Annotated in this window: 23 protein-coding genes; all 23 read right to left on the bottom strand. The window is 59.5% G+C overall.

What is annotated here, in order from left to right; genetic code table 11:
- Nucleotides 1-4 precede the first annotated feature (4 nt).
- The 23 genes from nifX to N2603_RS40650 all read right to left on the bottom strand — a co-directional run bounded on the left by nifX (nucleotide 5) and on the right by N2603_RS40650 (nucleotide 24,187).
- Complete coding sequence (nifX, locus tag N2603_RS40540) at nucleotides 5-400, bottom strand: nitrogen fixation protein NifX (RefSeq protein ID WP_260386590.1); 396 nt, start codon at nucleotides 398-400, stop codon at nucleotides 5-7.
- The gene (nifN, locus tag N2603_RS40545; RefSeq protein WP_260386591.1) at nucleotides 397-1,803 is read right to left on the bottom strand and encodes a nitrogenase iron-molybdenum cofactor biosynthesis protein NifN; all 1,407 of its coding nucleotides are present in this window, start codon (nucleotides 1,801-1,803) and stop codon (nucleotides 397-399) included. The genes nifX and nifN overlap by 4 nt, the downstream gene beginning before the upstream one ends.
- 9 nt (nucleotides 1,804-1,812) lie before the next feature.
- Nucleotides 1,813-3,459 (bottom strand): nitrogenase iron-molybdenum cofactor biosynthesis protein NifE, encoded by a 1,647-nt coding sequence (gene nifE / locus N2603_RS40550; protein WP_260386592.1) that lies wholly within the window; start codon nucleotides 3,457-3,459, stop codon nucleotides 1,813-1,815.
- 97 nt (nucleotides 3,460-3,556) lie between these two features.
- Nucleotides 3,557-5,113 carry a nitrogenase molybdenum-iron protein subunit beta gene (gene nifK / locus N2603_RS40555; protein WP_260386593.1) on the bottom strand — a complete coding sequence of 519 codons (1,557 nt, stop codon included), beginning with the start codon at nucleotides 5,111-5,113 and terminating at the stop codon, nucleotides 3,557-3,559.
- Between the two features lie 66 nt (nucleotides 5,114-5,179).
- On the bottom strand, nucleotides 5,180-6,682 hold the full coding sequence (nifD, locus tag N2603_RS40560; protein WP_260424390.1) for a nitrogenase molybdenum-iron protein alpha chain: 1,503 nt from the start codon (nucleotides 6,680-6,682) through the stop codon (nucleotides 5,180-5,182).
- 448 nt (nucleotides 6,683-7,130) lie between these two features.
- On the bottom strand, nucleotides 7,131-8,378 hold the full coding sequence (locus N2603_RS40565) for a cysteine desulfurase (protein ID WP_260386594.1): 1,248 nt from the start codon (nucleotides 8,376-8,378) through the stop codon (nucleotides 7,131-7,133).
- Nucleotides 8,375-9,697 (bottom strand): Fe-S cluster assembly protein SufD, encoded by a 1,323-nt coding sequence (sufD, locus tag N2603_RS40570; RefSeq protein ID WP_260386595.1) that lies wholly within the window; start codon nucleotides 9,695-9,697, stop codon nucleotides 8,375-8,377. The genes N2603_RS40565 and sufD overlap by 4 nt, the downstream gene beginning before the upstream one ends.
- A 19-nt stretch (nucleotides 9,698-9,716) precedes the next feature.
- Nucleotides 9,717-10,469 carry a Fe-S cluster assembly ATPase SufC gene (sufC, locus tag N2603_RS40575; protein ID WP_260386596.1) on the bottom strand — a complete coding sequence of 251 codons (753 nt, stop codon included), beginning with the start codon at nucleotides 10,467-10,469 and terminating at the stop codon, nucleotides 9,717-9,719.
- Between the two features lie 66 nt (nucleotides 10,470-10,535).
- Nucleotides 10,536-12,032, bottom strand: coding sequence for a Fe-S cluster assembly protein SufB (gene sufB, locus N2603_RS40580; RefSeq protein WP_260386597.1), 1,497 nt, complete (start codon nucleotides 12,030-12,032; stop codon nucleotides 10,536-10,538).
- Nucleotides 12,033-12,227: 195 nt separating this feature from the next.
- On the bottom strand, nucleotides 12,228-12,422 hold the full coding sequence (locus N2603_RS40585; protein WP_260386598.1) for a 4Fe-4S binding protein: 195 nt from the start codon (nucleotides 12,420-12,422) through the stop codon (nucleotides 12,228-12,230).
- A gap of 730 nt (nucleotides 12,423-13,152) precedes the next feature.
- The gene (gene ald, locus N2603_RS40590; protein WP_260386599.1) at nucleotides 13,153-14,265 is read right to left on the bottom strand and encodes an alanine dehydrogenase; all 1,113 of its coding nucleotides are present in this window, start codon (nucleotides 14,263-14,265) and stop codon (nucleotides 13,153-13,155) included.
- 28 nt (nucleotides 14,266-14,293) lie between these two features.
- Nucleotides 14,294-14,662, bottom strand: a complete 369-nt coding sequence (locus tag N2603_RS40595) for a hypothetical protein (RefSeq protein ID WP_260386600.1) — start codon at nucleotides 14,660-14,662, stop codon at nucleotides 14,294-14,296.
- Nucleotides 14,659-15,705, bottom strand: coding sequence for a hydrogenase expression/formation protein HypE (hypE, locus tag N2603_RS40600; protein WP_260386601.1), 1,047 nt, complete (start codon nucleotides 15,703-15,705; stop codon nucleotides 14,659-14,661). The genes N2603_RS40595 and hypE overlap by 4 nt, the downstream gene beginning before the upstream one ends.
- Entirely contained in the window at nucleotides 15,702-16,844 is a 1,143-nt protein-coding gene (gene hypD / locus N2603_RS40605) for a hydrogenase formation protein HypD (RefSeq protein WP_260386602.1), read from the bottom strand. The genes hypE and hypD overlap by 4 nt, the downstream gene beginning before the upstream one ends.
- Nucleotides 16,841-17,074 carry a HypC/HybG/HupF family hydrogenase formation chaperone gene (locus N2603_RS40610; protein WP_197957955.1) on the bottom strand — a complete coding sequence of 78 codons (234 nt, stop codon included), beginning with the start codon at nucleotides 17,072-17,074 and terminating at the stop codon, nucleotides 16,841-16,843. Before N2603_RS40610 ends, hypD begins: the two co-directional genes overlap by 4 nt.
- Before the next feature lies 1 nt (nucleotide 17,075).
- A complete protein-coding gene (gene hypF / locus N2603_RS40615; protein ID WP_260386603.1) occupies nucleotides 17,076-19,331 on the bottom strand; it encodes a carbamoyltransferase HypF in 2,256 nt (751 codons plus the stop codon).
- Entirely contained in the window at nucleotides 19,328-20,284 is a 957-nt protein-coding gene (gene hypB / locus N2603_RS40620; RefSeq protein ID WP_260386604.1) for a hydrogenase nickel incorporation protein HypB, read from the bottom strand. Before hypB ends, hypF begins: the two co-directional genes overlap by 4 nt.
- On the bottom strand, nucleotides 20,284-20,625 hold the full coding sequence (hypA, locus tag N2603_RS40625) for a hydrogenase maturation nickel metallochaperone HypA (protein WP_197957958.1): 342 nt from the start codon (nucleotides 20,623-20,625) through the stop codon (nucleotides 20,284-20,286). Before hypA ends, hypB begins: the two co-directional genes overlap by 1 nt.
- On the bottom strand, nucleotides 20,618-21,712 hold the full coding sequence (locus N2603_RS40630; protein WP_260386605.1) for a hypothetical protein: 1,095 nt from the start codon (nucleotides 21,710-21,712) through the stop codon (nucleotides 20,618-20,620). Before N2603_RS40630 ends, hypA begins: the two co-directional genes overlap by 8 nt.
- 100 nt (nucleotides 21,713-21,812) lie before the next feature.
- Nucleotides 21,813-22,667 (bottom strand): hydrogenase expression/formation protein, encoded by an 855-nt coding sequence (locus N2603_RS40635; RefSeq protein WP_260424391.1) that lies wholly within the window; start codon nucleotides 22,665-22,667, stop codon nucleotides 21,813-21,815.
- Nucleotides 22,667-23,104, bottom strand: a complete 438-nt coding sequence (locus tag N2603_RS40640) for a hypothetical protein (RefSeq protein ID WP_260386606.1) — start codon at nucleotides 23,102-23,104, stop codon at nucleotides 22,667-22,669. The genes N2603_RS40635 and N2603_RS40640 overlap by 1 nt, the downstream gene beginning before the upstream one ends.
- A gap of 191 nt (nucleotides 23,105-23,295) precedes the next feature.
- A complete protein-coding gene (locus N2603_RS40645) occupies nucleotides 23,296-23,586 on the bottom strand; it encodes a HypC/HybG/HupF family hydrogenase formation chaperone (protein ID WP_260386607.1) in 291 nt (96 codons plus the stop codon).
- A 16-nt stretch (nucleotides 23,587-23,602) separates the two neighbouring features.
- Nucleotides 23,603-24,187, bottom strand: coding sequence for a HyaD/HybD family hydrogenase maturation endopeptidase (locus N2603_RS40650; RefSeq protein ID WP_260386608.1), 585 nt, complete (start codon nucleotides 24,185-24,187; stop codon nucleotides 23,603-23,605).
- Nucleotides 24,188-24,190: the final 3 nt, after the last annotated feature.

Here is a 24,190-nt window from a genome sequence, read left to right on the forward strand (position 1 = left end):
CACCTCATTCGTCGAACTCGAAGGTTCGCCGTCGGTCTTTTGCCATAGCCTTGCGTAGCCAGGGAGGTGGCGTGCCCTTCAGTACGCGCTCGAGTTTCTCGAGCAACACCAGAATGCTTTCTGGCCTGTTCACCTTGATAGGGTGGATCTTGTTGGCCACCACTCGCGCAGCCCCGGCACCGCCAATGGCGGCGACATAAAGAATCGCGCAATCCTTGATCGCCTCGATCTTCGGCGCCAACTTGTCGTCGTTGCCATCTTCCTTAAGATCGCCCTCAAACTCAATCGCCTTGAGAAACACGTGACCGCCAGGCGTGACATCGTAGATTGCGATATTCTTTGCCCAACCAAAATGGGCATCGACGCGTTTCAGGTCCTGAGTGGCAAACGCGACCTTCATGCACTTGACCTCTCAGCTGCGCCGGTGGAACTGCGATGCCCCGAGCATCGCGGCGATCCGGCCGCAGTCCGCCATCTATCGGGCGTAGGCCGATCGTTCTCCTCACGGTGCGCGATCACGAGATTGGCGATATCGAAGATCAGATTGCGGGTACCACGGTAACCTACGGATAGTTGGTGTCCCGCTCCAAGTCGGTCGAACATCGGAAAACCCGCACGATGGAACGGGACTTTCAGCCGAGCCGCCGCTTGCCTGCCATGCGAATGCGTGATCAGCAGGTCGCAATGCTTCGTTTTGGCAAGCGCTTCCAGATCCTCGAGATCGCCAATGAGTACCTCCTTGGTCTTGATCCGCTCGATCACACCCGACTGAGTAGTCGTCACGGCCGCGGTCACCTGCGCGCCCATGTCATGCAGCATGCAGGACAGATCCAACAGGAGGTCTGGCTCAGCGCCGATCGCAACTTTGCGGCCGCCAAGATGGAAGTGCGCGTCCAGCATTGCATCGGCGAGCTGACCGCGCTGGCGCCGATATTTCAACGGTATAGGGCGGCCGCTGATGTCGCTCAAGAACGTCATGAATTCGTCGTTCGGATACAGGCCGCGCAGACGCTCGAAGACACGAAAAGGCACGCCGGTCTTGCCCTGCATGACCTCTGCCGCGCGCTGCATCTGCGCGCCGATCGCGATGGTCCAGCCGGCGCTGCCCATGCCCGCAATTTCGTCGACGCCGATGCCGCCGATGGTCGTTGGCGTAAACTCATCGGGGATATGTCCATCGAGCGATCTCGCGAGATCAGGGAGGAAGGACGGGCACAACCCGAAATCCTCCAGTATGACACGGAGTTCATCAAGGTCGCCGGGCGTGAGGTGACATCCCGGCAGAACATTCACCTTCGATGGATCCCGCAGGCCGTTGGCGTTGGGCTCCACCAGCACCTCCACAATGCGCGCCACAGCCCTCTCCCAGCCGTCCTGGAACGCGCCCTTGAAATCAGGCGTCGAGACATACACCAGTGGCAACTTTGCGAGTCGCGGATGACTGCTCCGGATTAGCTTGAGGTAGGCATCCACATCGTCGCCGTTGGTCTCGGTGACGCCGGTCGAGCAGATTCCGATGATCTTTGGCTTGGTACGGTTATAGATGTTCAGTATCGCCTGCTCGAGATTCTCATAGCCACCGAGTACGGTCGCGACTTCGCTCATCGCGGTGGTCTGCAGCGGTACTGCCTCTTTGAAATGCCGGACAAAGAGCGTGAGACCGAAGGATGTGCACCCCTGGGAGCCATGCAGAAGCGGCATCGCCCCGCGCAGCCCCATGAAGGCGAATGCGCCGCCGATCGGCTGACTCATCTTCAGCGGGTTGACAGCGCAGGCTTTTGTCGGCGCCGTGACGATTGCCATGACGCCTCCCTATTCTGCGGCCTGTCGCCGGGCAGATGGCTCGGAAACCAAGATATCTTCGATGCGTCTTTGGCAGCAGCCACCGACCGCATTGGTATGCTCTCTGACCGCTGCGACGCTCTTCAGGCCGTGCGCGTAGATTGCATCCTCAATCGTGCCCAGATCGACCGTGTTACACACGCAGATCTTCGTCGCGCGGCGCTCAGTTTCGGCGAGCGCCGGATTGCAGGCGATCGCGGCCATCGGCGATTGCACCTGCTCCTTCGCCTTGGCCAATGCGTCCCATGGTGCCGGTCGACGTAGCTGCTCCCACATCGGACTGGAGAGCGACTTATCGATCTCCTCCACCAGCTTGACCATTCCGACATAGCCCATATAGGCGTGGCAACGCTCCTGGTTGATATCGAGCCAGGGCATCACCGCTTTCAGCGCGACGAACTGCGACTTGCCGCCCGATAGCATGATGTCCGCTTTTGCGTCCTTCAACATCTTATACATTTCGCGCGGCGTCATGTCCTCGATCATGTGGGCATCCTGCCCCATTAGCTCCTTGATGCGCTCCTTGTCCTTCCTGGTTGATTTCTTGACGCTGGTTCCGACTAACTCAAGCCCTGCTTCTTGGAGCGCCGCAACGACCGACCATGACTTGACGCCGCCGGTAATCAACAAGGCCTTCTTGCCTTCGAATCGTGGCTTGTACGGCTCTATCGCAGCCCATGCCCACGCTTCCTCGCGCGCGATCACCGCTTCAGTGCGGCCGAGCAGATCTGTCGGGGCGCCGCGCTCAACCAATAAGCGGGCAAGCTGACGCAGCGATTCGCTCGAATCTTGAATACCGTAGAACGACCCCTCGAAGAACGGGATCCTGTAGCGTTGCTCCATCTTGCGTGCGACGTTGATCATGGACTTTGAGCACACCAACATCGCCGCCCGCGCGCGATGAGATGACGCGACCTCGCGATATTTGCCGTCTCCGGAGATACAGGAGAGAATCCGTATTCCAAGCTCGTCTAGCAATGGCTTCACTTGCCAGAGCTCTCCCGAAAGGTTGTATTCCCCGATCAGGTTGATGTCGTACGGCGTGGTATAGTCCGGTTCTTGCGTCCCGATCACATACTCTAGCAATGCCTCGCCGGCGAGCTTGTTACCGAGGTTCTTCGAGCCGACGAAGCCCGGCGAATTGATCGGGATCACCGGCTTTGCGAATCTTTGAGATGCTGCCTTACAGACTGCGTTGATGTCGTCGCCGATCATCGCCGGGATGCAGGTTTGATAGACGAAGATGGCGGGCGGGTCGCACTTCTCGATGATCTCCTTGATCGCTTTGCAGAGCCGCTTCTCGCCTCCAAATACAATATCGGTTTCGCTCAAATCGGTTGTAAATGCGGTACGCCACAGATTCGCGCCGGACGACGCCGCGCCGCGATTGTCCCAGGAATTGCCTTCGCACGCGATCGGACCATGCACCAAGTGAGCGACGTCGGTGAACGGCTGCAACGCAATCTTGGCGCCATCGAAGGCGCAGCCGCCGGCAGCGCTACCCGGCTGCAGCTGTTTGGTGCAGCCGTTCTTGCGTTCAGCCTCCGACTTACTGCCGTTCTTGGCGCAGCCCGGCTCGTCGAAAATATTCTGGAGCGTGGCCGCTAGTGAATTCATCCCGTTTTCCTCTCAGCGGAAACTAATTGCATGGTCAACCCTCGTGTGCTCGTGCCATCGTCAAGTGCTTTGGCGATGGCACGCGCACGGTCGCTCATTAACGAATGATGTCGAAACTGTAGTCAGTTTTGCCAAGAACGTTTGTCTTCTTGTCGATCTCATCGAAGATCTTGTCCAGGATCTTCACCAGCACATTCAAGCCGCCCTGATAGCCCCATAGGGGGGAGCGGTGATGATGATGCCGATCAAAAACCGGAAAGCCGATGCGGATCAGTGGCGTTCCAGTATCGCGCTCCAGATACTTGCCATAGGTGTTGCCAATCAGAAAATCGACTGGCTCGGTGAACAGGAGTGAGCGCATGTGCCAGAGATCTCGGCCCGGATAGGCTTGGCAGCCCTGCCCAAATGGCGAGCTTGCAAGCAGCATCTGCATTTTTTCGTGCCACGCCTTGTTGCCGTTGGTGGATAGCACATGGGTCGGTTCGGCGCCGAGTTCGAGCAGAAACGCAGCCAACCCATAGCAAAGATCCGGATCGCCATAGATCGCGAACTTCTTGCCATGGATATGCGCGCTGGAGTCAGCGATCGCGTCGACCAGGCGGCCACGTTCTCGCGCGAGTTGCTCGGGAATCTCCTTGCCGCTGATGCGTGACAGCGCCAGGATAAAGTCATCCGTTGCGGATAGGCCCACGGGGTAGTTGAAGGATACGACGTCCTGTCCATGCTCAGCCACGAATGGCAGCGTTTTTTCGGTGCACCACTGCTGCATGGAGATTGTCGCCTTGGCGTGAACCGCGTTGGCCGCATCTTCCAGGGTCGTGCCTCCGTCATACATCCGGAAGTCGCCATCTGTCGGAGTATCGAAAACTTCAGAATTGTCCGCTAGAATCGTGTGCTGGATGTCCATTAGCGCCAAGATGCGCTTGATCTCGCGAAGGTTTCCGACGGTATAGCCATCGAACCCACCAATGATGTTGATCGCCCCGTTCTGCTTGCGCTCCAGCTTCGGCGCTGTTCCGGCCTTACCGTCCCAAAAATGCTCTAGAATGCCCTTGAGCGCATTGTCATAACCGGTAACGTGGCTGCCGACGAACGCCGGCGTGTGGGCGAATGGCACGTCGAAGTCTGCCGGAACCGAGCCTTTTTCTTTCGACGTCTTGATGAAGGCGTTGAGGTCATCGCCGATCACCTCGGCCATGCAGGTCGTCGAGACCGCAATCATCTTGGGTTTATACATGTTGTAGCTGTTCGCGAGCCCGTCGATCATGTTGTTCAGGCCGCCGAATACAGCAGCGTCTTCCGTCATCGACGAGGAGACGCAGGAGCTAGGCTCCTTGAAGTGCCGCGACAGATGGCTGCGGTAATAAGCCACGCAACCTTGCGAGCCGTGGACGAAGGGCAGCGTGCCCTCAAAGCCAACAGAGGCGAATACGGCGCCAAGCGGCTGGCATGCCTTGGCCGGATTTACCGCTAGCGCCTCCCGCGCAAAGTTCTTTTCGCGATATTCGGACGTTTTCGTCCATTCCTTGATACGTTCTACCTCCGCGGGATCGCGAGGATTCTCGAATATCTTTTTCTTGGCCAGCATCTGCTGGTATTCTGGACCGCGGAACAGCTCGAGATGATCGAGCACGTGTTCGGCACTCTGCGCCATTGTTGAAATCCTTCACTATCGAGATTGGTGTCGCCCCGGCTTTCCCAGAGAGCGAGATGAGTTGGTTTATTCTGCAGCCAGGAGCTTGGTCCTCGAAGCTTCCTTCCAGGGAGCCTTCGTTTTCTTCCACACCGGCGAGTTGATCGCCATGTCCATATCGCGAGCAAAGATCGCAAAGCCGTCATAGCCGTGATATGGGCCCGAATAGTCCCAGGAGTGCATCTGCCGGAACGGCACACCCATCTTTTGGAAGACGTACTTTTCCTTGATACCGGAGCCGACGAGGTCAGGCTGGAGCCTTTCGACGAAGCGCTCGAACTCATAGCCATTGACGTCATCGTAGATGAGCGTGCTGTCCTTTACGTAATGCTGAGCTGTGCGCTGATAGTCGTCGTTGTGACCGAACTCGTATCCGGTGCCAATGACTTCCATCCCGAGGTCCTCGTAGGCACCAATCACATGACGCGGACGGAGCCCGCCGACGTACAGCATTACCGTCTTGCCCTCCAGGCGTGGGCGATACTTTGCGATCACGGCGTTCACCAGCGGCTGGTACTTTTCAATCACCCGCTCGGCGCCTTCCTTAATCTTATCGTCGAAATAGCCGGCAATCTTGCGCAGAGACTCGGCGATCTTCGAAGGTCCGAAGAAGTTGTACTCGCACCACGGGATACCGAACTTCTCTTCCATGTGGCGTGAGATGTAGTTCATTGAACGGTAGCAATGCAGAATGTTGAGCTTTGCCTTGGGCGTTGCCTCGAGCTCAGCCAGTGAACCGTCGCCGGACCACTGCGCGATCACCCGCAGGCCCATCTCCTCCAGCAGAATTCGTGATGACCAGGCGTCGCCGCCGATATTGTAGTCTCCGATGATCGCGACATCGTACGGCGTCGGGTCAAACCTTGGTTTGCTATCCGACTCGGGCTGGTCGAAAATCCAATCGCGCACCGCGTCGTTGGCAATGTGGTGGCCTAGTGACTGCGACACCCCCCGAAAGCCCTCACAACGGACCGGCACGATGGTCTTGCCGCCATATTCCTTGGATTTCGCTCTTGACACGGCTTCGATGTCGTCACCGATCAATCCTATCGGGCATTCCGATTGGATCGTGATGCCGTTGTTAAGTGGAAACAGCTCCTGGATTTCGTCAAGAATTTTGGCCAGCTTTTTGTCGCCACCGAATACGATATCCTTTTCCTGGAAGTCGGAGGTGAACTGTAGGGTCACGAAACTATCGACGCCCGTCGTGCCTACATAGTAGTTGCGTCGCGAGCCCCACGAATACTGACCGCAGCCGACCGGGCCATGGCTGATATGGACCATGTCCTTGATCGGTCCCCAGACCACCCCCTTTGACCCTGCATAGGCGCAGCCTCTGATCGTCATCACGCCAGGTATGGATTTAACGTTGGACTTGACCCCGCAGTCTGACTTGCCGGCTTGGTGAACGTTGAGGTGCTTGGCACGCCGTTTCGCGGTTTTCTCCGGATAGACCTTCAGCACCTCCTCGATCAGCTCTTTGTTGCGAGCCCTGATTTCTGCGATGCTCTGGGTCGTGGCGAGACTCATCTGATGTCCTTCAAAGGTTAGCTGTTGCGGGGGCGGCTTCTTGACCAAGACTTTTGCAACCAGCATGCCAGCGTCTCGCGAGCACAAAAAACAGAGCAATCAAGATCACTTAGCGCACCTCGTGCAGTGACAGTGGGTATTGTTGCGAACCCGACATCACGCTTAGGGCAGAGAACTCTTGGTTTGGCGCTGTTCGAAATGGAACAAGGGCTAGTTATGGGTGAAATTGCCCGCCCAATTCTCGAACGTGTCCGCGATCGCAACGCTCCGCAATCGCGCTCGCCGGGCCGAACTGGAAGGCTGGCCGGCCTACACAGGCTTGCCAATGCTATCTATGCCTGCTGAGATCTGCAGGTGCTTACGTGCTGCGTAGACGATGAGGTGCATTACCGCATGCTCCAGATCTCAATGCGAGCTGCCTCGCCACCTGGAGTCGTAGGCTCGCCAATCACGAGAATAGCTGCCGCGCCTTGATCAGCGCACGCACAAGCACATCAATTTCTTCACGTGTATTGTAAAGTCCGAGGGACGCACGGCACGTCGCTAGCACGCCGAAGCGCTTGAGCAGCGGCATCGCACAGTGGGCCCCGGCCCGCATCGCTACACCAGCGCGGTCGACGACGGTGGCAATATCATGGGCATGCGCACCCTTCATATCAAAGGAAATGATCGGCCCCTTCTCGGCCGGGGTCCCGATCATGCGCACGAAGTTGATGTCCGCCAGCCTCTCCTGCGCGTAAGCGAGCAATACGCTCTCGTGCCTGCGGATCTGCGCCTTGCCTATTGAATTGATGTAATCGATAGCCGCCCCCAAACCGATGGCTTCGACGATCGGCGGCGTACCCGCTTCGAACCGATGTGGCGGATCACCATAAATGACGCCGGAACGCGAGACCTCGCGGATCATCTCCCCGCCGCCATTGAAGGGCGGCATCCATGCCAGATGCTCAGATTTGCCGTAGAGCACACCGATCCCCGTCGGACCATAGAGTTTGTGGCCCGTCATGACGTAGAAATCGCAGTCAATGTCGCAGACGTCGGCGCTCAGATGGACGCATCCTTGCGAGCCATCGACCAGCACCGGGATACCACGAGCATGCGAGATCCTCACCACATCTTTCACCGGCAATACCGTGCCGAGCACGTTCGACATCTGCGTGATTGCAATCATCTTGGTGCGCGGGGTCAGCAGTCGCTCAAAATCATCGAGCAAAAAGTTTCCGTCATCATCCACTGGGGCCCATTTGATCACTGCACCGAGTCGTTCCCTGAGAAGGTGCCATGGCACAATGTTGGAATGGTGTTCCATAATCGAGAGAACGATCTCATCACCCGGGGTAATGCGTTCACGGCCAAAAGTCTGGGCCACCAGATTGATTGCCTCCGTGGCGCTCCGGGTGAAGATGATCTCTTCGTTTAAATGCGCGTTCACAAACCGCGCCACCTTGGTACGGGCGTCTTCATACGCCTCTGTCGCCGCGTTAGCGAGGTAGTGCAAGCCGCGATGAACGTTGGCATATTCGCTGGAGTACACCTGCATCATACGGTCAAGCACCGCGGTGGGCTTTTGCGCGGATGCAGCGTTATCGAGGTAAACAAGCGGCTTGCCGTACACCGTCATAGCGAGCGCAGGAAAGTCTTTACGCAGACGGTCGACCTCGTAACTGCCATTGCTCACGGCGGGATGTGCGCTCATCGCCCGGCCTGCAGCCAGTGTTCAGCTTGCGCCGTCACAAAATCGCGCAGATTCTCGGAAGTGATCTCCTCAATCGACTCGCCAATGAACGCTTTAATCAACAACATCTGCGCATCCTTCTCTGGTAGCCCCCGGGCGCGCAGATAGAATACGAGTGTGTCGTCCAGCGCACCCGATGTCGCTCCGTGGCCGCAGGTCACGTCGTCAGCCAAGATTTCAAGCTCCGGCTTATTGTCGACCTCGCCCTGGTCGGATAGGAGCAACGCTCGCGTCGTCAGGGTGGCATCCGTGTTCCGGGCGGCGGGACGAACGATAATTCGGCCTTGAAACACCGAGCGACCGCAATCGTCTACGACCGCGCGGAACTTCTCTCGACTGGTGCAATGTGGCATCGCGTGGTCGACCACGATCGTTGTGTCCGCGTGGAGCCTATCCCTGATGAGATTAATCCCATTCGCCGAGAGCTTGGTTCCCTCGCCGGCCAGCGTGATGAATTCCTGATAGCGGCTGATGGAGCCGCTGCAGGTCATACTGAAGAGGTCGAGCTTGGCCCTGGCGCCGACTGCGATGATCGCCGACGAGATATTTACGGCGTCAGAGGCAGCAGCTGCCACGCGGAAATACGAAAGGCTCGCCTCGTCACCAACCAGGGCGATTATCGCATCGTTGGCTTGATAGCCGCTCGCGCGTTCAGCCGGGACGAAACTTTCCACGATGGCCGCATGCGCTCCTTTACCGAGCTGCAGATAGCAGCGTGTAAAGGTGGACACCGACAGTCCGGTTGCGACGTGAACGATTTGGATTGGACGCTCCAGCGCATTGCCGTCGGCGACCGTAATCACCAAGCCATCTGTCGCCATCGCGGCATTGAGCGAGATCGCCGGATCGCTCGTCGTCGACAGCACCAGACCGGCCATGGCCCCAGTGGCCGAATTCTCCAGAACCTCTCGCAGCGACCGCACAACGACTTCGTTTTCCAGGTTGCCGAGATCGGATAGCTCCGGCGCGAATATGCCATCCACCAAAACCAGTTTGACCGCCTGATCGGCAGCCACTTGCTTGACCGAGACCTTTGCGCGCACCAGCGCCTCCGCATCGGGTCGCGGAGCGAGCGGCAGTACCTCGCCGATCAGGGCGCGCAGATCTGTGTATTTCCAATCCTCCATGCGCCGATGCGGGAGGCCGGTACGCTCGTAGATCTCGAATGCCCTCTCCCGGATTTGGGGGACAGGGCCCGCACCGGGCAGCCGTCCACGCGCCGCAGCGAAAACATTGCCCATTGCACGCTCAGCGTCGGCTTTGACCAAAACCTGCTTCATCGGGAAATCCCTAGAGCCGTCAGGCCGCGTCTTCGAATTGGGCGTAGCCACAAGCCTCGAGCTCCAGCGCGAGTTCCTTGCCGCCGCTCTTCATGACCCGCCCTTTCGACATCACGTGCACAATGTCCGGCACGATATGGTCGAGAAGCCGCCGATAGTGGGTGATCACGATCATCGCCCGTTCCGGCGAACGTAAGGCGTTGATGCCGCTGGCGACGATACGCAGCGCGTCGATGTCGAGGCCGGAATCGATCTCGTCAAGGATGCACAGACCCGGCTCGAACAACGCCATTTGTAAAATTTCGTTGCGCTTTTTCTCGCCGCCGGAGAAGCCGACATTGACGCCGCGCTTGATCATGTCCTGGGGAATGTTGAGCGAACCGGCAACCTCGCGGACTCTTTTCAGAAATGCGGGGGTGGAGAATTCCTGTTGGTCGCGCGCCTTGCGCTGGGCGTTCAGTGCCGCCCGCAGAAAGTTCATGGTGGTCACGCCGGGGATCTCGACTGGATACTGGAACGCCAGGAACACGCCCTTGGCGGCACGCTCGTCCGGCTCCATCTCCAGGAGGTCCTCGCCCTTGAACAGGATCTGCCCGTCGGTGACCTCATAGCCGGGCTTGCCGGCGATGACGTGCGAGAGCGTCGACTTGCCGGAGCCGTTCGGCCCCATGATCGCGTGCACTTCACCGGCATGGACGCTAAGATGCAGGCCGCGAATGATTTCGCGGTCTTCGACACCAACATGCAAATCTCGGATTTCGAGTAGCGCCATTCTGATCTGACCCCTGAAATGCATCATGTGGCGAGCCGCATTCGAGGGGGCTCGCGGGAGGTTTGGTTATCCGACGGATCCGTCGAGCGAGATCGCGATTAGCTTCTGCGCCTCCACTGCGAACTCCATCGGAAGTCTTTGCAGAACTTGCTTGACGAAGCCGTTGACGACGAGGCCGACGGCTTCTTCCTGCGAAAGCCCGCGCTGGATGCAGTAGAACAGCACGTCCTCCGAGATCTTCGAGGTCGTCGCCTCGTGCTCGAACGTTGCCGAGGAGTTCTTGGCCTCGATGTACGGCACCGTGTGCGCACCGCATTTGTCGCCGATCAGCAGCGAGTCGCAGGCGGTGAAGTTGCGCGCGCCGGTGGCTTTGCGGTGCGCCGTGACGAGGCCGCGATAGGTGTTCTGCGACTTGCCGGCGGCGATGCCCTTGGAGATGATCCGGCTTGAGGTGTTCTTGCCGAGATGGATCATCTTGGTGCCCGAGTCGACCTGCTGGAAGCCGTTCGAGATCGCGATCGAGTAGAACTCGCCGCGCGAATTGTCGCCGCGCAGGATGCAGCTCGGATATTTCCAAGTGATCGCAGATCCGGTCTCGACCTGGGTCCAGGAGATCTTGGAGTTGGCACCGCGGCAGTCGCCACGCTTGGTGACGAAATTGTAGATGCCGCCCTTGCCTTCCGAATTGCCGGGATACCAGTTCTGCACCGTCGAGTACTTGATCTCGGCATCGTCCAGCGCGACCAGTTCGACCACGGCCGCGTGCAGCTGGTTCTCGTCGCGCTGCGGTGCGGTGCAGCCTTCGAGATAGGAGACGTAGGAGCCCTTGTCGGCGATGATCAGCGTGCGCTCGAACTGGCCGGTGTTGCGCTCGTTGATGCGGAAATAGGTCGACAGCTCCATCGGGCAGCGCACGCCCGGCGGCACATAGACGAACGAGCCGTCGGAGAACACCGCCGAGTTCAGCGTCGCGTAGAAATTGTCGGAGGTCGGAACCACCGAGCCCAGATACTTCTGCACCAGTTCAGGGTGCTCGCGGATCGCCTCCGAGATCGGCATGAAGATCACGCCGGCCTTCTTCAGCTCCGCCTTGAACGTGGTCGCAACCGAGACCGAATCGAAGACAGCATCGACCGCGATCTTGCGGCGGGCCGGATCTTCCTCGCCCAACTTCGGCTCGATGCCTTCGAGCATGGCGACTTCCCGCAAGGGGATGCCGAGCTTCTCGTAGGTCTTCAGGATCTCCGGATCGATCTCGTCGAGCGAGGTGACCGCCTTCTTCGGCTTCGGCGCCGCGTAGTAGTAGATGTCCTGGAAGTCGATCTTGGGATAATTGACGCGCGCCCAGGTCGGCTCGGTCATGGTCAGCCAGCGCCGATAGGCTTCCAGCCGCCACTGGAGCATCCAGGCGGGCTCGTTCTTCTTCTGCGAGATGAATTTTACGGTCTCTTCCGACAGCCCCTTGGGGGCCTTCTCGGAATCGATCAGGGTCTCAAACCCATAACGATACTGGTCGACGTCGATGCGCTTCACGCGCTCGACCGTCTCTTGTAGAGCTACCATTGCCCGCTCCACTCGCGCAACGACAACTCCCGCCGGCGAGGATAGCGTCGCAATCTCTCTGAGCGAATCGCGCAAGTCGCCGCCAACTCGGGGCCAGCGAGTGAGAGAAACAGGAGATGGATCCAAAAGACGGCGGCTGACGATAGCGTCTTCATCATGTTTCGCGCCGGAGCTCCTCTCATCGGTTACCCCCACCTATGCCGGCACGCAGGTATCAGGCACCGGGCAAACGACGGCGCATTGCGGCGCGTCAAAATGCCCCTCACATTGCGTACACTGGCTCGGATTGATCACATATATATCGTTCTTCAGGCTGATCGCGGCATTGGGACATTCGAACTCACACGCACCGCAGACGGTGCACTGGGATGCGATTATCTTGTAGGCCATCACTGCAATTCCATGAGCAAAAGTTGCGCGACAGTTTCTTGCCTTCAAGTCTTGTGCCAGACAGTTAACCTTGATTTGTCTGGGCTATTTTCGATAACGCAAGTCGCCGCCTCGACACGGTGTCGCAATTCCTACAACGCGCATGACAGCAGCTTGATCTCGATGCCGTGGTTTGCGCATGGTCGATCTCTCGGCAGTCAGCAATCAGGTGAACCGCCTTCGCCAGTCTGCAATGCATCCTAAGGCCGCCGTGCCGCGGCTAGGATCGATACGCCGCGCGAGTTCACAAAGTTTTCCGCCGGTGTGTCAGGTCGACCCCAAGCCGCACCTTGTTGGTTCCACTCATCGGGACAGCGGCGGCTTGGGCGACCGCACCGCGATAAAACCACCCGCGCAGTCATCGCCGGTCCGGTCGGCGTTCCACAGCCAGCGGCGATCGCGCCAGATAAAGTCGCTCCGTGATTGCGGGTCCCCTGCGGACCCGCGGGGCACATTCTCAATTGCCTTGGATTACTTGGCAAAACCGGCATTAATATGCGCTGTATGGGCGAACGTACATTGTCTTGCATCGTGCGGGCGACTGAAGCCAGGCGTTCGTCTGGTGATCCTTCGCTTCGCTCCGCGTTCCAAATAAATGCCGACGGCGGTCAGCAGATCGATGGAGCCAAAAAAAAGCCACCCCGAGGGGTGGCCTAAGTCAGGGAGGAAACGCCCATCAGGGCCTCTGGGATCAGGCCGCAGCCTGTTCGATCGGTGAGAAGGGCAGCCCGAGGCTTTCGGCCACCGCTTTGTAAGTTAGTCGGCCCCGATGGACGTTGAGGCCCGCGCGCAAATGCGGATTTTCGAGAACGGCGGAAAAACCCTTGTTGGCCAGAGCCAAACCAAACGGCAGCGTCGCGTTATTCAGTGCCTGGCTCGAGGTCAGCGGTACAGCCCCGGGCATATTGGCGACGCAATAATGAATGACGCCATCCACTTCGTAAGTAGGATCAGCGTGAGTGGTTGGGTGCGATGTCTCAAAGCAGCCGCCCTGATCGATAGCGACGTCCACGAGCACCCCCCTCTTGCGCATCGAGCTCAGCATGCTCCGGCGGACCAGTTTCGGCGCGCTCGCACCTGGAACGAGCACCGCACCAATCACCACATCCGCTGCAAATACCTCTTCCTCCACGGACTCGATAGTCGAAAATTTGGTGCGAACGCGTCCTTCGAAGAGCTCGTCCAGCTCGCGAAGCCGGCGCACCGAACGGTCGATGATGGTCACTTCTGCGCCCAGACCGACCGCCATACGTGCCGCGTGCGTACCAACGACGCCACCTCCGATCACCACGATTCGGGCAGGCTGAACACCGGGCACCCCACCGATCAACAGCCCTCGTCCGCCTGCACTCCGCTTCAGGGCGCTACCCGCCGCTTCGATCGCAAGCCTACCCGCGACCTCGCTCATCGGCGCCAGCAGCGGAAGACTACCATGCGCATCAGTTACGGTCTCATAGGCGATCGCGGTGCATCCAGATTTCATGAGGCCCTTGGCCTGATCAGGGTCGGGGGCCAGATGCAGATAAGTGAAAAGGATCTGATTTTCCCGCAGCTGACACCATTCGGACGGCTGAGGCTCCTTAACTTTTACGATCATCTCGCTCGATGCGAATACCTCAACTGCGGAAGTTAGAATCGTTGCGCCAGCATTGCGATAATCGTCGTCGGTTGCACAAATGCCAGCGCCGGCATTGCTCTCGATCATCACGCGGTGGCCCGCTGCCACGTATTCGCGGACAGCTCCCGGGGTAAGGCCCACGCGATATTCGTGCGCCTTGATTTCCTTGGGGACTCCGACCTTCATTTGAAAACTCCCTGCCTGGAGCGCCTTTCTAATCGGAAGCGAGCAGGGATATTGCGACGCAGCCGCCAAAATGACGCAGAAATTCAGCGATATTTGGCAGGCTGCGCAGGATTTCAAACCCACCGGTCGCCGAGCGGATCGTGTGGCCATGCTCGCTGAGCTTAACCGTCGAAAATGCGTGATCGCGATGAACTTTCGAATTGCGTTCTCGGCTCGTGGAAAAGCTAACAACCGAAATCCAGCCTCGCCGAAACTTCTTAAAAAGCGGAGTCGCAGTCTGCCGGTTGGGTAGGCTTGCCCATAGAAGGGATCGTTTCCAAAGCTGATGGTTCTTGGCTAATGACCATTGATCATAAATTTGGTTTCCAAAAAAATTGACGATGAGCAATGTGTTCAACAGATCCGAGGCAATTGTTCGCCCCACAACCAATCAACGATTCGCCGGCCGCCGAAACAGGTTGCCATCTGCACAAATTTCCGATCGTCAGCCACCGCCTCGCCAATATCAGCTGCATCCGACCCGAGCGGATGCGCCTTCATGGCTGCAAGCACGGCATCTGCCAAATCAGGCGCGACGATCGCAACGAGCTTGCCCTCATTGGCGACATGGATCGGATCGAGGCCAAGGAGCTCGCAGGTAGCTGCAACCGCGGGCTTCACCGGAATGGATGTTTCCTGCAGACGGAACCCGAGGTCGGATTGATGCGCAATCTCGTTGAGGGTCGCGGCGAGCCCACCCCGCGTGGGGTCGCGCATCACCCGGATGCTGCTACCGCCGGCGGCAACCATGACCGCTACGAGATTATGCAACGCTGCGGAATCCGAGACCACCTCGGTTTGAAAAGCGACGTTCTGACGTTTTGACATGATCGCCACCCCATGATCGCCGAGGCTACCGGACACCAGCACACGGTCCCCGACCCTTGCCTTGTCGGCGGAGAGATCGAGCCCATCGGCCACAATCCCGATGCCGGTCGTAGAGATGAACAAACCATCCGCCTTGCCGCGCTCGACGACCTTGGTGTCTCCGGCAATGATGTAAACGCCAGCCGCGCGCGCTGCCGCGCCCATCGAATCCGCGATTGCCTTCAGATCCGAAAACCGGAAGCCCTCCTCGATGATAAAACTGGCCGACAGATAGAGGGGACGCGCGCCGGACATCGCGACATCATTGATCGTGCCGTGCACAGCCAGTGACCCGATATTGCCGCCAGGAAAGAACAGCGGGGAAACCACGTAGCCGTCGGTCGTCATCACCATCCTGCCTTCCGCAACGTCAAAGGCCGACTGATCATTGCAGCGGGCGAGCCATTCATTACCAAAGGCTTGGTGAAAAAGGCCGGAGATCAGCTGTGCCATAGCGCGGCCCCCGGATCCATGGGAAAGATCGACGCGTCCGTTCTCGACGTCGAGCTTGCGTTGATAAACCTTTACGCTCATGACGGCCGCCTCAACTGTTCATCGCGAACTCGGCCGTAGGTCCAATACGCCGCACAAGCGCCTTCTGATGACACCATGCAGGACCCTATGGGAGTTTCCGGCGTGCAGACGGTTCCAAACAGCTTACACTCGACCGGCCGCTTGGCGCCACGCAAGATCGCGCAGCACTCGCATGCCGGATTGTCTGCGACACGCAGGTCGTGGATCGCAAAACGCGTCTCGGCGTCGAATTGCGCGTAAGCCCGCTTCAGCTTCAGTCCGCTGTTGGGTACGAGTCCGAGCCCTCGCCATTCAAACTGCTCGCGCGGTTCGAATATCTGCGATACCTCCTCCTTGGCGCGCCGATTGCCCTCGCGCGTTACCGCACGACTGTATTGGTTCTCCACCTCGTAGCGATCTTCGTTCACCTGCCGCACCAGCATCAGGATCGCTTGCATCACATCGAGCGGCTCGAATCCCGCGATCACGATGGGCTTGCCGAATTGTTCCGCCAGAGGCTCGTAAGGCTGCGTACCAATAATGGTGCTGACATGTGCAGGCCCGATGAAGCCGTCGATTGGAATCCCGCCGGTGTCGCGGATTTTGGGGTTCTCGAGAATGCTGTGCATCGCAGAGGGTGTAAGCACGTGGTTGCAGAACACGCTGAGCCCCTCCAGCCGCTTCCTCTCGGCAATTCGGATCATCACCGCCGTCGGAGGCGTCGTGGTCTCAAATCCAATGGCAAAGAAGACCACCTCGCGGCTTGGTGCCTGTTCGGCGAGCCGGATAGCGTCGAGCGTCGAGTAGACCATCCGAATGTCTGCGCCGAGCGCTTTGGCTCGCAACAGGGACTGTCCTTGCGACCCAGGCGCGCGCAACAGGTCGCCGTAGACGCACAGAGTGACCTCTGGTCGGTCGACGAGCCGGATCGCCATATCAATTCGGCTGGCGGGCAGAACGCAGACGGGACAACCGGGCCCGTGGATCATGCGAACGTTCGCGGGCAACAGATCCTCCAGGCCGTAGCGGGAGATCGCATGAGTGTGTCCGCCGCAGAATTCCATGAACCGATAGGCTCTTTGCGAACTGACCTCGGCGCCAATCGCACGCGCGATTCTCTGCGCGATGGCCTGGTCGCGAAATTCGTCGGCATATTTCACGATCGGCGTTCTCCTGCGCCGCCTAGCTCCTGCAGGAGCTGCAGCGTGCGCTTGGCTTCCGTCGGATCGATCTTGGCCAGCGCATAGCCGACATGGACAAGGACGCAATCGCCGACCTCGAGCTCGTCGACGAGAGCAATCGATATCTCCAGGCTGATGCCGTCGATGGACACCGTGGCCATGTCGTTGGGAAGAATTTTCGCAATCTTTGCCGGCACTGAAAGACACATATCAGGCTGTTCCTCCCCTGGCGGACGACTGTTGAGCAATCTGCAGAGCGGCAATCCAGGCCTGGCCAAGGCTCAAACCGCCATCATTGGGCGGCACCCGCCGTGGCACGAGCGGGGTAAGGCCGGCAGCGCTGCAACCGCGCGGGATTTCCTCCGCCAGCACCGCGTTAAGGAAGCAGCCGCCGCCCAGAACGACAGTATTAACGCCGGTTGTCCGCGCGGAGCGGGTGACCCAGTCAACGCAGGCGGCGGCAAAAGTGCCATGAAAAAGCCCGGCTCCGCCTACGGCGTCAATGTCATCTGCAATCAGCCGCGCAAACATCGGACGAAGCGACAGCACGCAGCCATCGATCGTCCAGCCGGCTTCGATAATCGCAGTCCGCCGCACCAGCGCCTCGAGCTTCATCGCCGCTTCGCCCTCATAGCTCTGCAAACTCGCAATCCCCAGCAGCGCCGCTGCCGCGTCGAACAACCGGCCCGCACTGGTGGTGGTGGGCCCGCCCGGCTGATCGAGCATGGCCGAGACACATCTAGCCTGCCGTTGCGCCGCAAAGCGCGGCCCGATTTCATTACCCCGGCCGAGCCCGTGTAGTACTGCGCTCGCCATGCGCCACGGCTCGCGAGCTGCACGATCTCCACCAGGCATTTGCAGCGGCGCTAAGTGCCCGATGCGTCGGCACCTCGGCCCTTCACACAACAATAGTTCGCCACCCCAGTTACCGCCGTCGGAACCAAAGCCATGGCCATCGAGCACCAGGGCAAGCGCAGGTCCCGCATGACCATGCTCGGCGATCACTGCGGCAGCGTGTGCGTGGTGATGCTGGACAGCCACCAGCTCGCGGCCATTTGCTTCCGCAAACCGGGTGGAAGCCATATCGGGATGCAGATCATGGGCGACGACGACAGGCTCCACGTCAAGGCTCGATGTGAGGTGTCGGATCGTCTCCTCGAACGCACGAATGCCTTCGGCCGTATCCAGATCGCCAATATGCTGGGAGACGAACGCTTGGTTGTCCCGCGTGATGGTGATGGTGGATTTCAGCGCGCCCCCGACTCCGAGCACGGGCGGTACAGACCTCGCAAGCCGGATCGGTTCGGGAACATAGCCACGGGCACGACGAATGAATTGCGGCCGGCCAGCCACCACCGACACCACGGAGTCATCAGCACGCGTCAGGATATCGCGATCATGGGTCACGATAACGTCGGCGATCCCCTTGAGCCGGCGCAGCGCCTGCGCGTTGTCGATCAGGAGCGGTTCGCCGCAAAGATTGGCACTGGTGGCGACGATGACCGGGGCGGCCCCCGCACATGCTCCTGCCGAGCGAAGCGCGTGAAAGATGAGGTGATGCAGCGGCACTACAGGCAGTATGACACCCACACGTGACAAGCCAGGAGCTATGGCGGGCGCCAGATTGTTTCGCGAAGGCAGAAGGACGATGGGACGCGCTGCGCATTCGAGCAGCGCAAGCTCGGGCGCGTTCGCCTCCGCGATCTCGCTGACTCGCTCTATGGAATCGACCATAACCGCGAACGGCTTCTGAGGGCGCTGCTTTCTCCTGCGCAAACGCTGCACCGCGTCCTGGTTACGCGCATCGCAAAGCAGCTGGTATCCGCCCAGCCCCTTTATCGCCACGATTTGTCCCCCAGCGATTGCCGCGACAATGGCGCTGATCTCATGGCTTAGCCGAGGACCGCATGCCGGACACGCGATCGCCTCCGCATGAAACCTACGGCTCGCCGGATCGCCATATTCAGCCGCGCAGGCGGCGCACAGCCTAAAAACCCTCATCACGGTGTTGCGGCGATCGTACGGAAGCCGTTCGGCGACGGTGTAGCGTGGGCCGCAATGGCAGCAACTGATGAAGGGGTAAAGGTAATGCCGATTTTCTGGATCGAACAGCTCACTGAGACATTGCTGGCAGGCGGCAGCATCAGCGACGATCTGCGTTGACAATTTGCCGCCTTCGCTCGTGCCGATCGAAAAGTCTTTCGCCGCGAGCGCCGCAGTCTCCCGAACGCAGATGTGGTCGATGCGTGCCAATGGCGGCGCCTCGAGCGGCAACATGGCGACAAACTCTGAGACCCGATGACCCTCGACCTCGATCGTAACGCCCTCGGGGCCATTGATGACAAATCCCGCCAATCCGTACCGCATAGCGAGTCCATAGACGTAAGGACGAAAGCCGACCCCTTGCACGGCCCCACTCACGCGCACGCGTAGCCGTGTTCGGTCGCAGGTGGCTGCGGCGTTCATCGCCTTGTGTCCTCTACGACGTGCCTCTGATGCCTCGCCTGTCTATCGATCCAGGCGTAGAGCGCGCCAAAACCCTCGCCGGTACGAGCCGAAACTACAAGCACGTCGATCTTTGGATTGACGCGTCTGGCGTATTCGATCGTCTTACCCAAATCGAACTCAAGCAGCGGGGCCAGATCAATCTTGTTGATCACCATGAGCGAAGAAGCGGCAAACATATCAGGATATTTGAGCGGCTTGTCTTCACCTTCGGTAATCGACAAAACTACGATCTTGCAGGCCTCACCAAGATCGAAGGCTGCGGGACAGACCAGATTACCGACGTTCTCGATGAAGAGAATGCCGCCAGTGAGCCGCGGCAAGCGCCGATGAGCCTCGCCAATCATTGCAGCATCGAGATGGCAACCCTTGCCGGTGTTGACTTGAACGGACGGCACGCCGGCGGCCCGAATGCGTTCGGCATCGTTCGAGGTCTGCTGGTCTCCTTCGATGACCCCGACCGGGCGGCTGCGCTTGAGCTCGGACACGGCGCGGACAAGCAGCGTCGTTTTACCTGCACCAGGACTGGACACAAGATTAAATACAAGCAGGTCATCGGCTGCGAAGAGCGCACGGTTTTCCGCCGCAATCCCATTATTCTTGCCAAGAATGTCGCGCTCGATCTGAATGACCCGCTCTCTGCTCATGCCCGCGACCTTCAAGCCAGCCGGCCCGGCGCCGCCGCTCAGCGGCGCCTGCCCGCCATGAGCCTGGTGATGGGCAAAGCGATCATCGTGACTATGACTCTCGCGAGCATCGTATGAACGCTGCAGGCCTTGGTCGCCATGCGGATGGTAACGGCGAGCGAAATCGTCCTGCATATCAGCATAGTAACGCGCGTGGCTCTCCGCATCGTGCGCCTTGGCGCGTGCGGTCGACGGCGTCCCGTCAGTGCAGCCGCAAACGGTACACATCAATCGATCTCCAGCTCTTTCACGCGCATCTGTTCGCCCGTGGTTACCTGCAACTGATAGCTGCCGCAGCGAGGACAGCACTCACCGCGCCGTGCAATTTCGACGCTCTTCGAACAGCTCATGCACCAGGCGACGCCTGGAAGCTCGACGATGTTAAGGACAGCGCCCTCGGCAACGGTCCGCGTTGCAACGACAGCAAAACAGAACCTGATCGCTTCAGGCGCGGCATGACTCAGCGCTCCCATCTCTAGACAGACGCTCCGCACCCGCGAAAACGATCGATGACGTACCTCCTCCTCGACGATTTGAATGATGCCAAGACAAATCGCCATTTCATGCATCGCCAACTTCGCGAAAATTGAGGGTGAACCCGACGCACGGATCGAGCGATGCAATCACCGCATGAACTGAATCCCGATGTCGTCTCGCCGTCAGCACCGCGCCCTGCAGGCTGCGGACAAGCGGTCCGCGCTGGTGGAAATTCCACTCCGTCGGCGCAAGGAATTCGAAGCGGGATATCCGGCCCTGAGGATCAAGCTCAACCGCGTGGTAGAGACGCCCCCTGGCGCATTCGACCGCGGCCGCTGCACGGCCGGGCCCTAGCTTATATCTTTCGATAATCCCATGCTCCGCCGACTCGATATGAGCACCGGCCTTGAGCCAGGCGCATAGCCGGAGAATTTCCACAATTCTGGCTTTCAGCCGCTCGGCCGCACCGGATGGGCTCGGCGAGAGTCGATCACGCGTCATTTGGCGCGCCCATGGACCCGTCTCAGGCGCATGTCCGTCAAGATCGGGACAATAGCAAAATGTCGCGTCATCCACGAGCAGCCGTTTAATGATGTTGCGGTCGTCGGCAACGGACAGGAACGAGTGCTCCGCCGGAATTGACTTCAGGTCGATCTCGTTAAGCGCTGCAATGCGAAGCGCCAATGGGCTACCGGACCTCAGCGCGCCCCCCTCATTCGGCATGCCGAGCGCAGCTAGCGCAGCCACAATCCGCGCTGTTGCTTCGCGTTGAGCGGAGCCCCAGGGTGGCTGTGCGGTGCCGACTAGCGCTGACATTTCCCGCCTCAGGAAGCGGATTGCCGCCGCACTGGCGATGTCTTGCGTAAGATGTCCGACAAAGAGGCTCCGTAGCAATTCCGCGATGCGCTCGGTAACGATAAGCTCAATACGATGCTGTTTTGTTGTGCTGGTGATCGCTTCGTCGCGCGCCGTCTCGATCGCGGACAGCAGTGCGGTTTGCTGCGCAGCGGCACACAGCGCGAAGAGCCGCGGCAGCACATTGAGCAGCGACGAGGCCAGTTTGCCGGCGAACAGCCGCGCCAGCGGCGGCCGGACTCGCGGCAGGATCTCGACCGCGGCGACTACGTCGGCAGCAAGCGACACGGTGACATCGATTTTGCTGCGGGCAACGAAGCTCATGCGCACCGCTCCGCCAACATCCTGCGCAAGATATGCCGGCGGTCGCTGCACACGCGCTGTCTATGGGATCCCACCCAATGCCGAATGTTCTCCAAGCTCTTCATGTGAAGTACGCCTTAATCATTTCGTGCATGCGTTCGGCAGAGTCCTGGAAATCTTCGTCGGCAGCCAACGCAACAATCGGCACGCCGCCGACCTCCAGCGTATCAAGGATGATATTGTCCGTAGAATTGAAGAACTGCACCGACCAGACATTCCTGATCCCGGTCGCCTGCACTCGGCACGTGCCGTAACCGCGGAAGATGAGTTGGACCGGGCCATTGCCCACGCTGTGCTGCAGGAATGCCAGATCGATAACGCTCATCGGCAGCAACGTGAGATTGATGACATGCGCGCGCATGCCAAACCGCCAGACGCGCGACCGCTCGCGTATTTCCGCGAGCAACGGTTGCACGTTCATCGCGCCGTCCGGCGCCGCGCCGATTACGATATCGGCGGACGTCAGGTCACTTGCGGCGCTCCGGACAATCTGCGGAATCGCCCCGACCTCAACATATTCGTGCGCCGGATCGGTCCCGATGCGCACGCGCCAGATTCCCGCAAGCACGGACTCCCGGATTTGCGCCAAAGTGCCATCTGGCAGCGCAACCACGCCAGCAACCTCACCTTCTCCGAGCACTTCGCCAATCAGCTTGCGCTCGGGATCGCTGAGATTCGCGAGTCCGTACTGTTGCGTCCGAGCGCCGCTTCTCTGGCCGCCAACGGCAGCAGCGGCATTCGATAACAGCGCGGTGGCATTCGGATAGTTCCTTGCAAGCTCGTCGCCATCGCGCCAGCCGCTGGCGAGCGCACTCGTCGACCCGCTATGGAATACATCGAGACTTCCAGAGTCCGTGACAAGCTTGCTCGCCACCCGCTCGGTGCCGTCCGATACAACGCGGAGCGCTGTCTTCATCATGCGATGTTCCGTTGGCTTTCTCGAGAGCCCTTGCCGACACAGGTGCTGCCGGCGTGTGACCGAACGATCTGTACCGAAATGCGGTCGATCGTGACCAAACGGACCGGTCTCCTGCCGATCACGCGGAGTGTACCCTGCCGACGGCGCAGGCTCAGGCTCGACGGGCCGCGCAGGCCGAGCCGGCCGACCAGTTCGCCACCAACGGCGACCGCAGGCACTGTGCCTTGAATGCGCCGCCGAAATGCGTTGACCATTTCAGGACGGAAGAACGCGGGCTTGACGATCCGGAGCAAATATACGGGATCGGCCACCGACTGCGGCATCACGGCCGCCCTCATGGGAACGTGCGCGACTAGGCGCGCATCGACGCTGACGCCCCCCACCTCGGGCGGAGCGGACCGCGCAAAACCATGCTGCGCCGGCTGCAATTTCATCACACGCCTTCTGTAAATGTTCGGTTCTGCTACCAGGCTATTAGCAAGGCGCATGCCAACCATTGTCTGTCCGCGAGTCCCACTCGAACCAAAGACTCGAAGCGCCTGACATTTTCCACGCAAAGGTTACGTGCGACTGGAAGCCGATGTGTGAGCAAGCGCAGTGGGCGCAATATCCGCAAGCGGAACCGCTAGCGTAGGTGCTCCGGCAATTGCGGCTCATGACCAATCAAGTCTGCAAAAAAACGATCGCAGTCCTGGCCGTTGAGGCTGGCCTCAAGCCCGTCAAGTGCTTCCGAGATCAGCCTTGCTTCATTTTCGTCCAAAAGCCGCACCGCGCTGTCGATATGAACGAGCACCTTTGCGCCGACCACGGCGTCGGAGAGCAGCATGACTGAGACTCGCCGCTGTTCATCGCCATACTTGCACAGCGCCGTAATGCTGTCGGTCTCGAGAATCGTCATCGGCAAGCCAAGGCACATGGTCAGTCGCGGGCCGCTAGATCGGCTGCGCCCTCATCTCATAATTTGCATGGTCGATATTGTTCTCTAACAGTCGTTCTGATGCAGGCAGCGGCGCGGTCCGCGGTTTTGCCGGCGATTCCCACTGCGCCAGGAGTTTGCAAGCTAGTTCAATCGCAGGCGCAATTTGAAAGCGTACCGGGGCGGTCAGCGGACCGCCCCAATGCTCCAGGTCCAGCGGCTGACAGCCGATGAGAGCGAGCTCTCGCGGGCGCCGGCCAAGCAGGTCGGCCGCACTCAAGACCTCCTGAAAGCCGGTCTGATGCAGGCTCATCTTCTTGGCGGCGGTAAATTTTGGCACTTCGTCATCTCGCACAAGCTTCAACTGCCCGGGCGGCAATCCATAGTCGATCGCATCGAACACGATCAGGCAATCGGCCTGCTCGAGAAAACTGACGAGGTAGAGCCCCTGTGTGCCGCCATCGAGGACGATAACGTTGTCATCGATGGCGTAGCGGCGATGAAACTCCTCGACCACCCGCACGCCGAATCCCTCATCGGCCCACAAGATATTGCCGATGCCGAGCACCAGAATCCTCTTCTTGTTCTCCGGAGCCAGCATCCG

Source organism: Bradyrhizobium huanghuaihaiense (assembly GCF_025200885.1).
In the GTDB taxonomy this organism is placed as follows: Bacteria; Pseudomonadota; Alphaproteobacteria; order Rhizobiales; family Xanthobacteraceae; genus Bradyrhizobium; species Bradyrhizobium huanghuaihaiense.

Excerpts from the sequence above, each read along its gene's own strand:
- nifX (WP_260386590.1), bottom strand. The coding sequence starts at position 400 with ATGAAGGTCGCGTTTGCCACTCAGGACCTGAAACGCGTCGATGCCCAT.
- nifN (WP_260386591.1), bottom strand. The coding sequence starts at position 1,803 with ATGGCAATCGTCACGGCGCCGACAAAAGCCTGCGCTGTCAACCCGCTG.
- nifE (WP_260386592.1), bottom strand. The coding sequence starts at position 3,459 with ATGAATTCACTAGCGGCCACGCTCCAGAATATTTTCGACGAGCCGGGC.
- nifK (WP_260386593.1), bottom strand. The coding sequence starts at position 5,113 with ATGGCGCAGAGTGCCGAACACGTGCTCGATCATCTCGAGCTGTTCCGC.
- nifD (WP_260424390.1), bottom strand. The coding sequence starts at position 6,682 with ATGAGTCTCGCCACGACCCAGAGCATCGCAGAAATCAGGGCTCGCAAC.
- N2603_RS40565 (WP_260386594.1), bottom strand. The coding sequence starts at position 8,378 with ATGAGCGCACATCCCGCCGTGAGCAATGGCAGTTACGAGGTCGACCGT.
- sufD (WP_260386595.1), bottom strand. The coding sequence starts at position 9,697 with ATGAAGCAGGTTTTGGTCAAAGCCGACGCTGAGCGTGCAATGGGCAAT.
- sufC (WP_260386596.1), bottom strand. The coding sequence starts at position 10,469 with ATGGCGCTACTCGAAATCCGAGATTTGCATGTTGGTGTCGAAGACCGC.
- sufB (WP_260386597.1), bottom strand. The coding sequence starts at position 12,032 with ATGGTAGCTCTACAAGAGACGGTCGAGCGCGTGAAGCGCATCGACGTC.
- N2603_RS40585 (WP_260386598.1), bottom strand. The coding sequence starts at position 12,422 with ATGGCCTACAAGATAATCGCATCCCAGTGCACCGTCTGCGGTGCGTGT.
- ald (WP_260386599.1), bottom strand. The coding sequence starts at position 14,265 with ATGAAGGTCGGAGTCCCCAAGGAAATCAAGGCGCACGAATATCGCGTG.
- hypE (WP_260386601.1), bottom strand. The coding sequence starts at position 15,705 with ATGAGCGTAAAGGTTTATCAACGCAAGCTCGACGTCGAGAACGGACGC.
- N2603_RS40610 (WP_197957955.1), bottom strand. The coding sequence starts at position 17,074 with ATGTGTCTTTCAGTGCCGGCAAAGATTGCGAAAATTCTTCCCAACGAC.
- hypF (WP_260386603.1), bottom strand. The coding sequence starts at position 19,331 with ATGAACGCCGCAGCCACCTGCGACCGAACACGGCTACGCGTGCGCGTG.
- hypB (WP_260386604.1), bottom strand. The coding sequence starts at position 20,284 with ATGTGTACCGTTTGCGGCTGCACTGACGGGACGCCGTCGACCGCACGC.
- hypA (WP_197957958.1), bottom strand. The coding sequence starts at position 20,625 with ATGCATGAAATGGCGATTTGTCTTGGCATCATTCAAATCGTCGAGGAG.
- N2603_RS40630 (WP_260386605.1), bottom strand. The coding sequence starts at position 21,712 with ATGAGCTTCGTTGCCCGCAGCAAAATCGATGTCACCGTGTCGCTTGCT.
- N2603_RS40635 (WP_260424391.1), bottom strand. The coding sequence starts at position 22,667 with ATGAAGACAGCGCTCCGCGTTGTATCGGACGGCACCGAGCGGGTGGCG.
- N2603_RS40640 (WP_260386606.1), bottom strand. The coding sequence starts at position 23,104 with ATGAAATTGCAGCCGGCGCAGCATGGTTTTGCGCGGTCCGCTCCGCCC.
- N2603_RS40645 (WP_260386607.1), bottom strand. The coding sequence starts at position 23,586 with ATGTGCCTTGGCTTGCCGATGACGATTCTCGAGACCGACAGCATTACG.
- N2603_RS40650 (WP_260386608.1), bottom strand. The coding sequence starts at position 24,187 with ATGCTGGCTCCGGAGAACAAGAAGAGGATTCTGGTGCTCGGCATCGGC.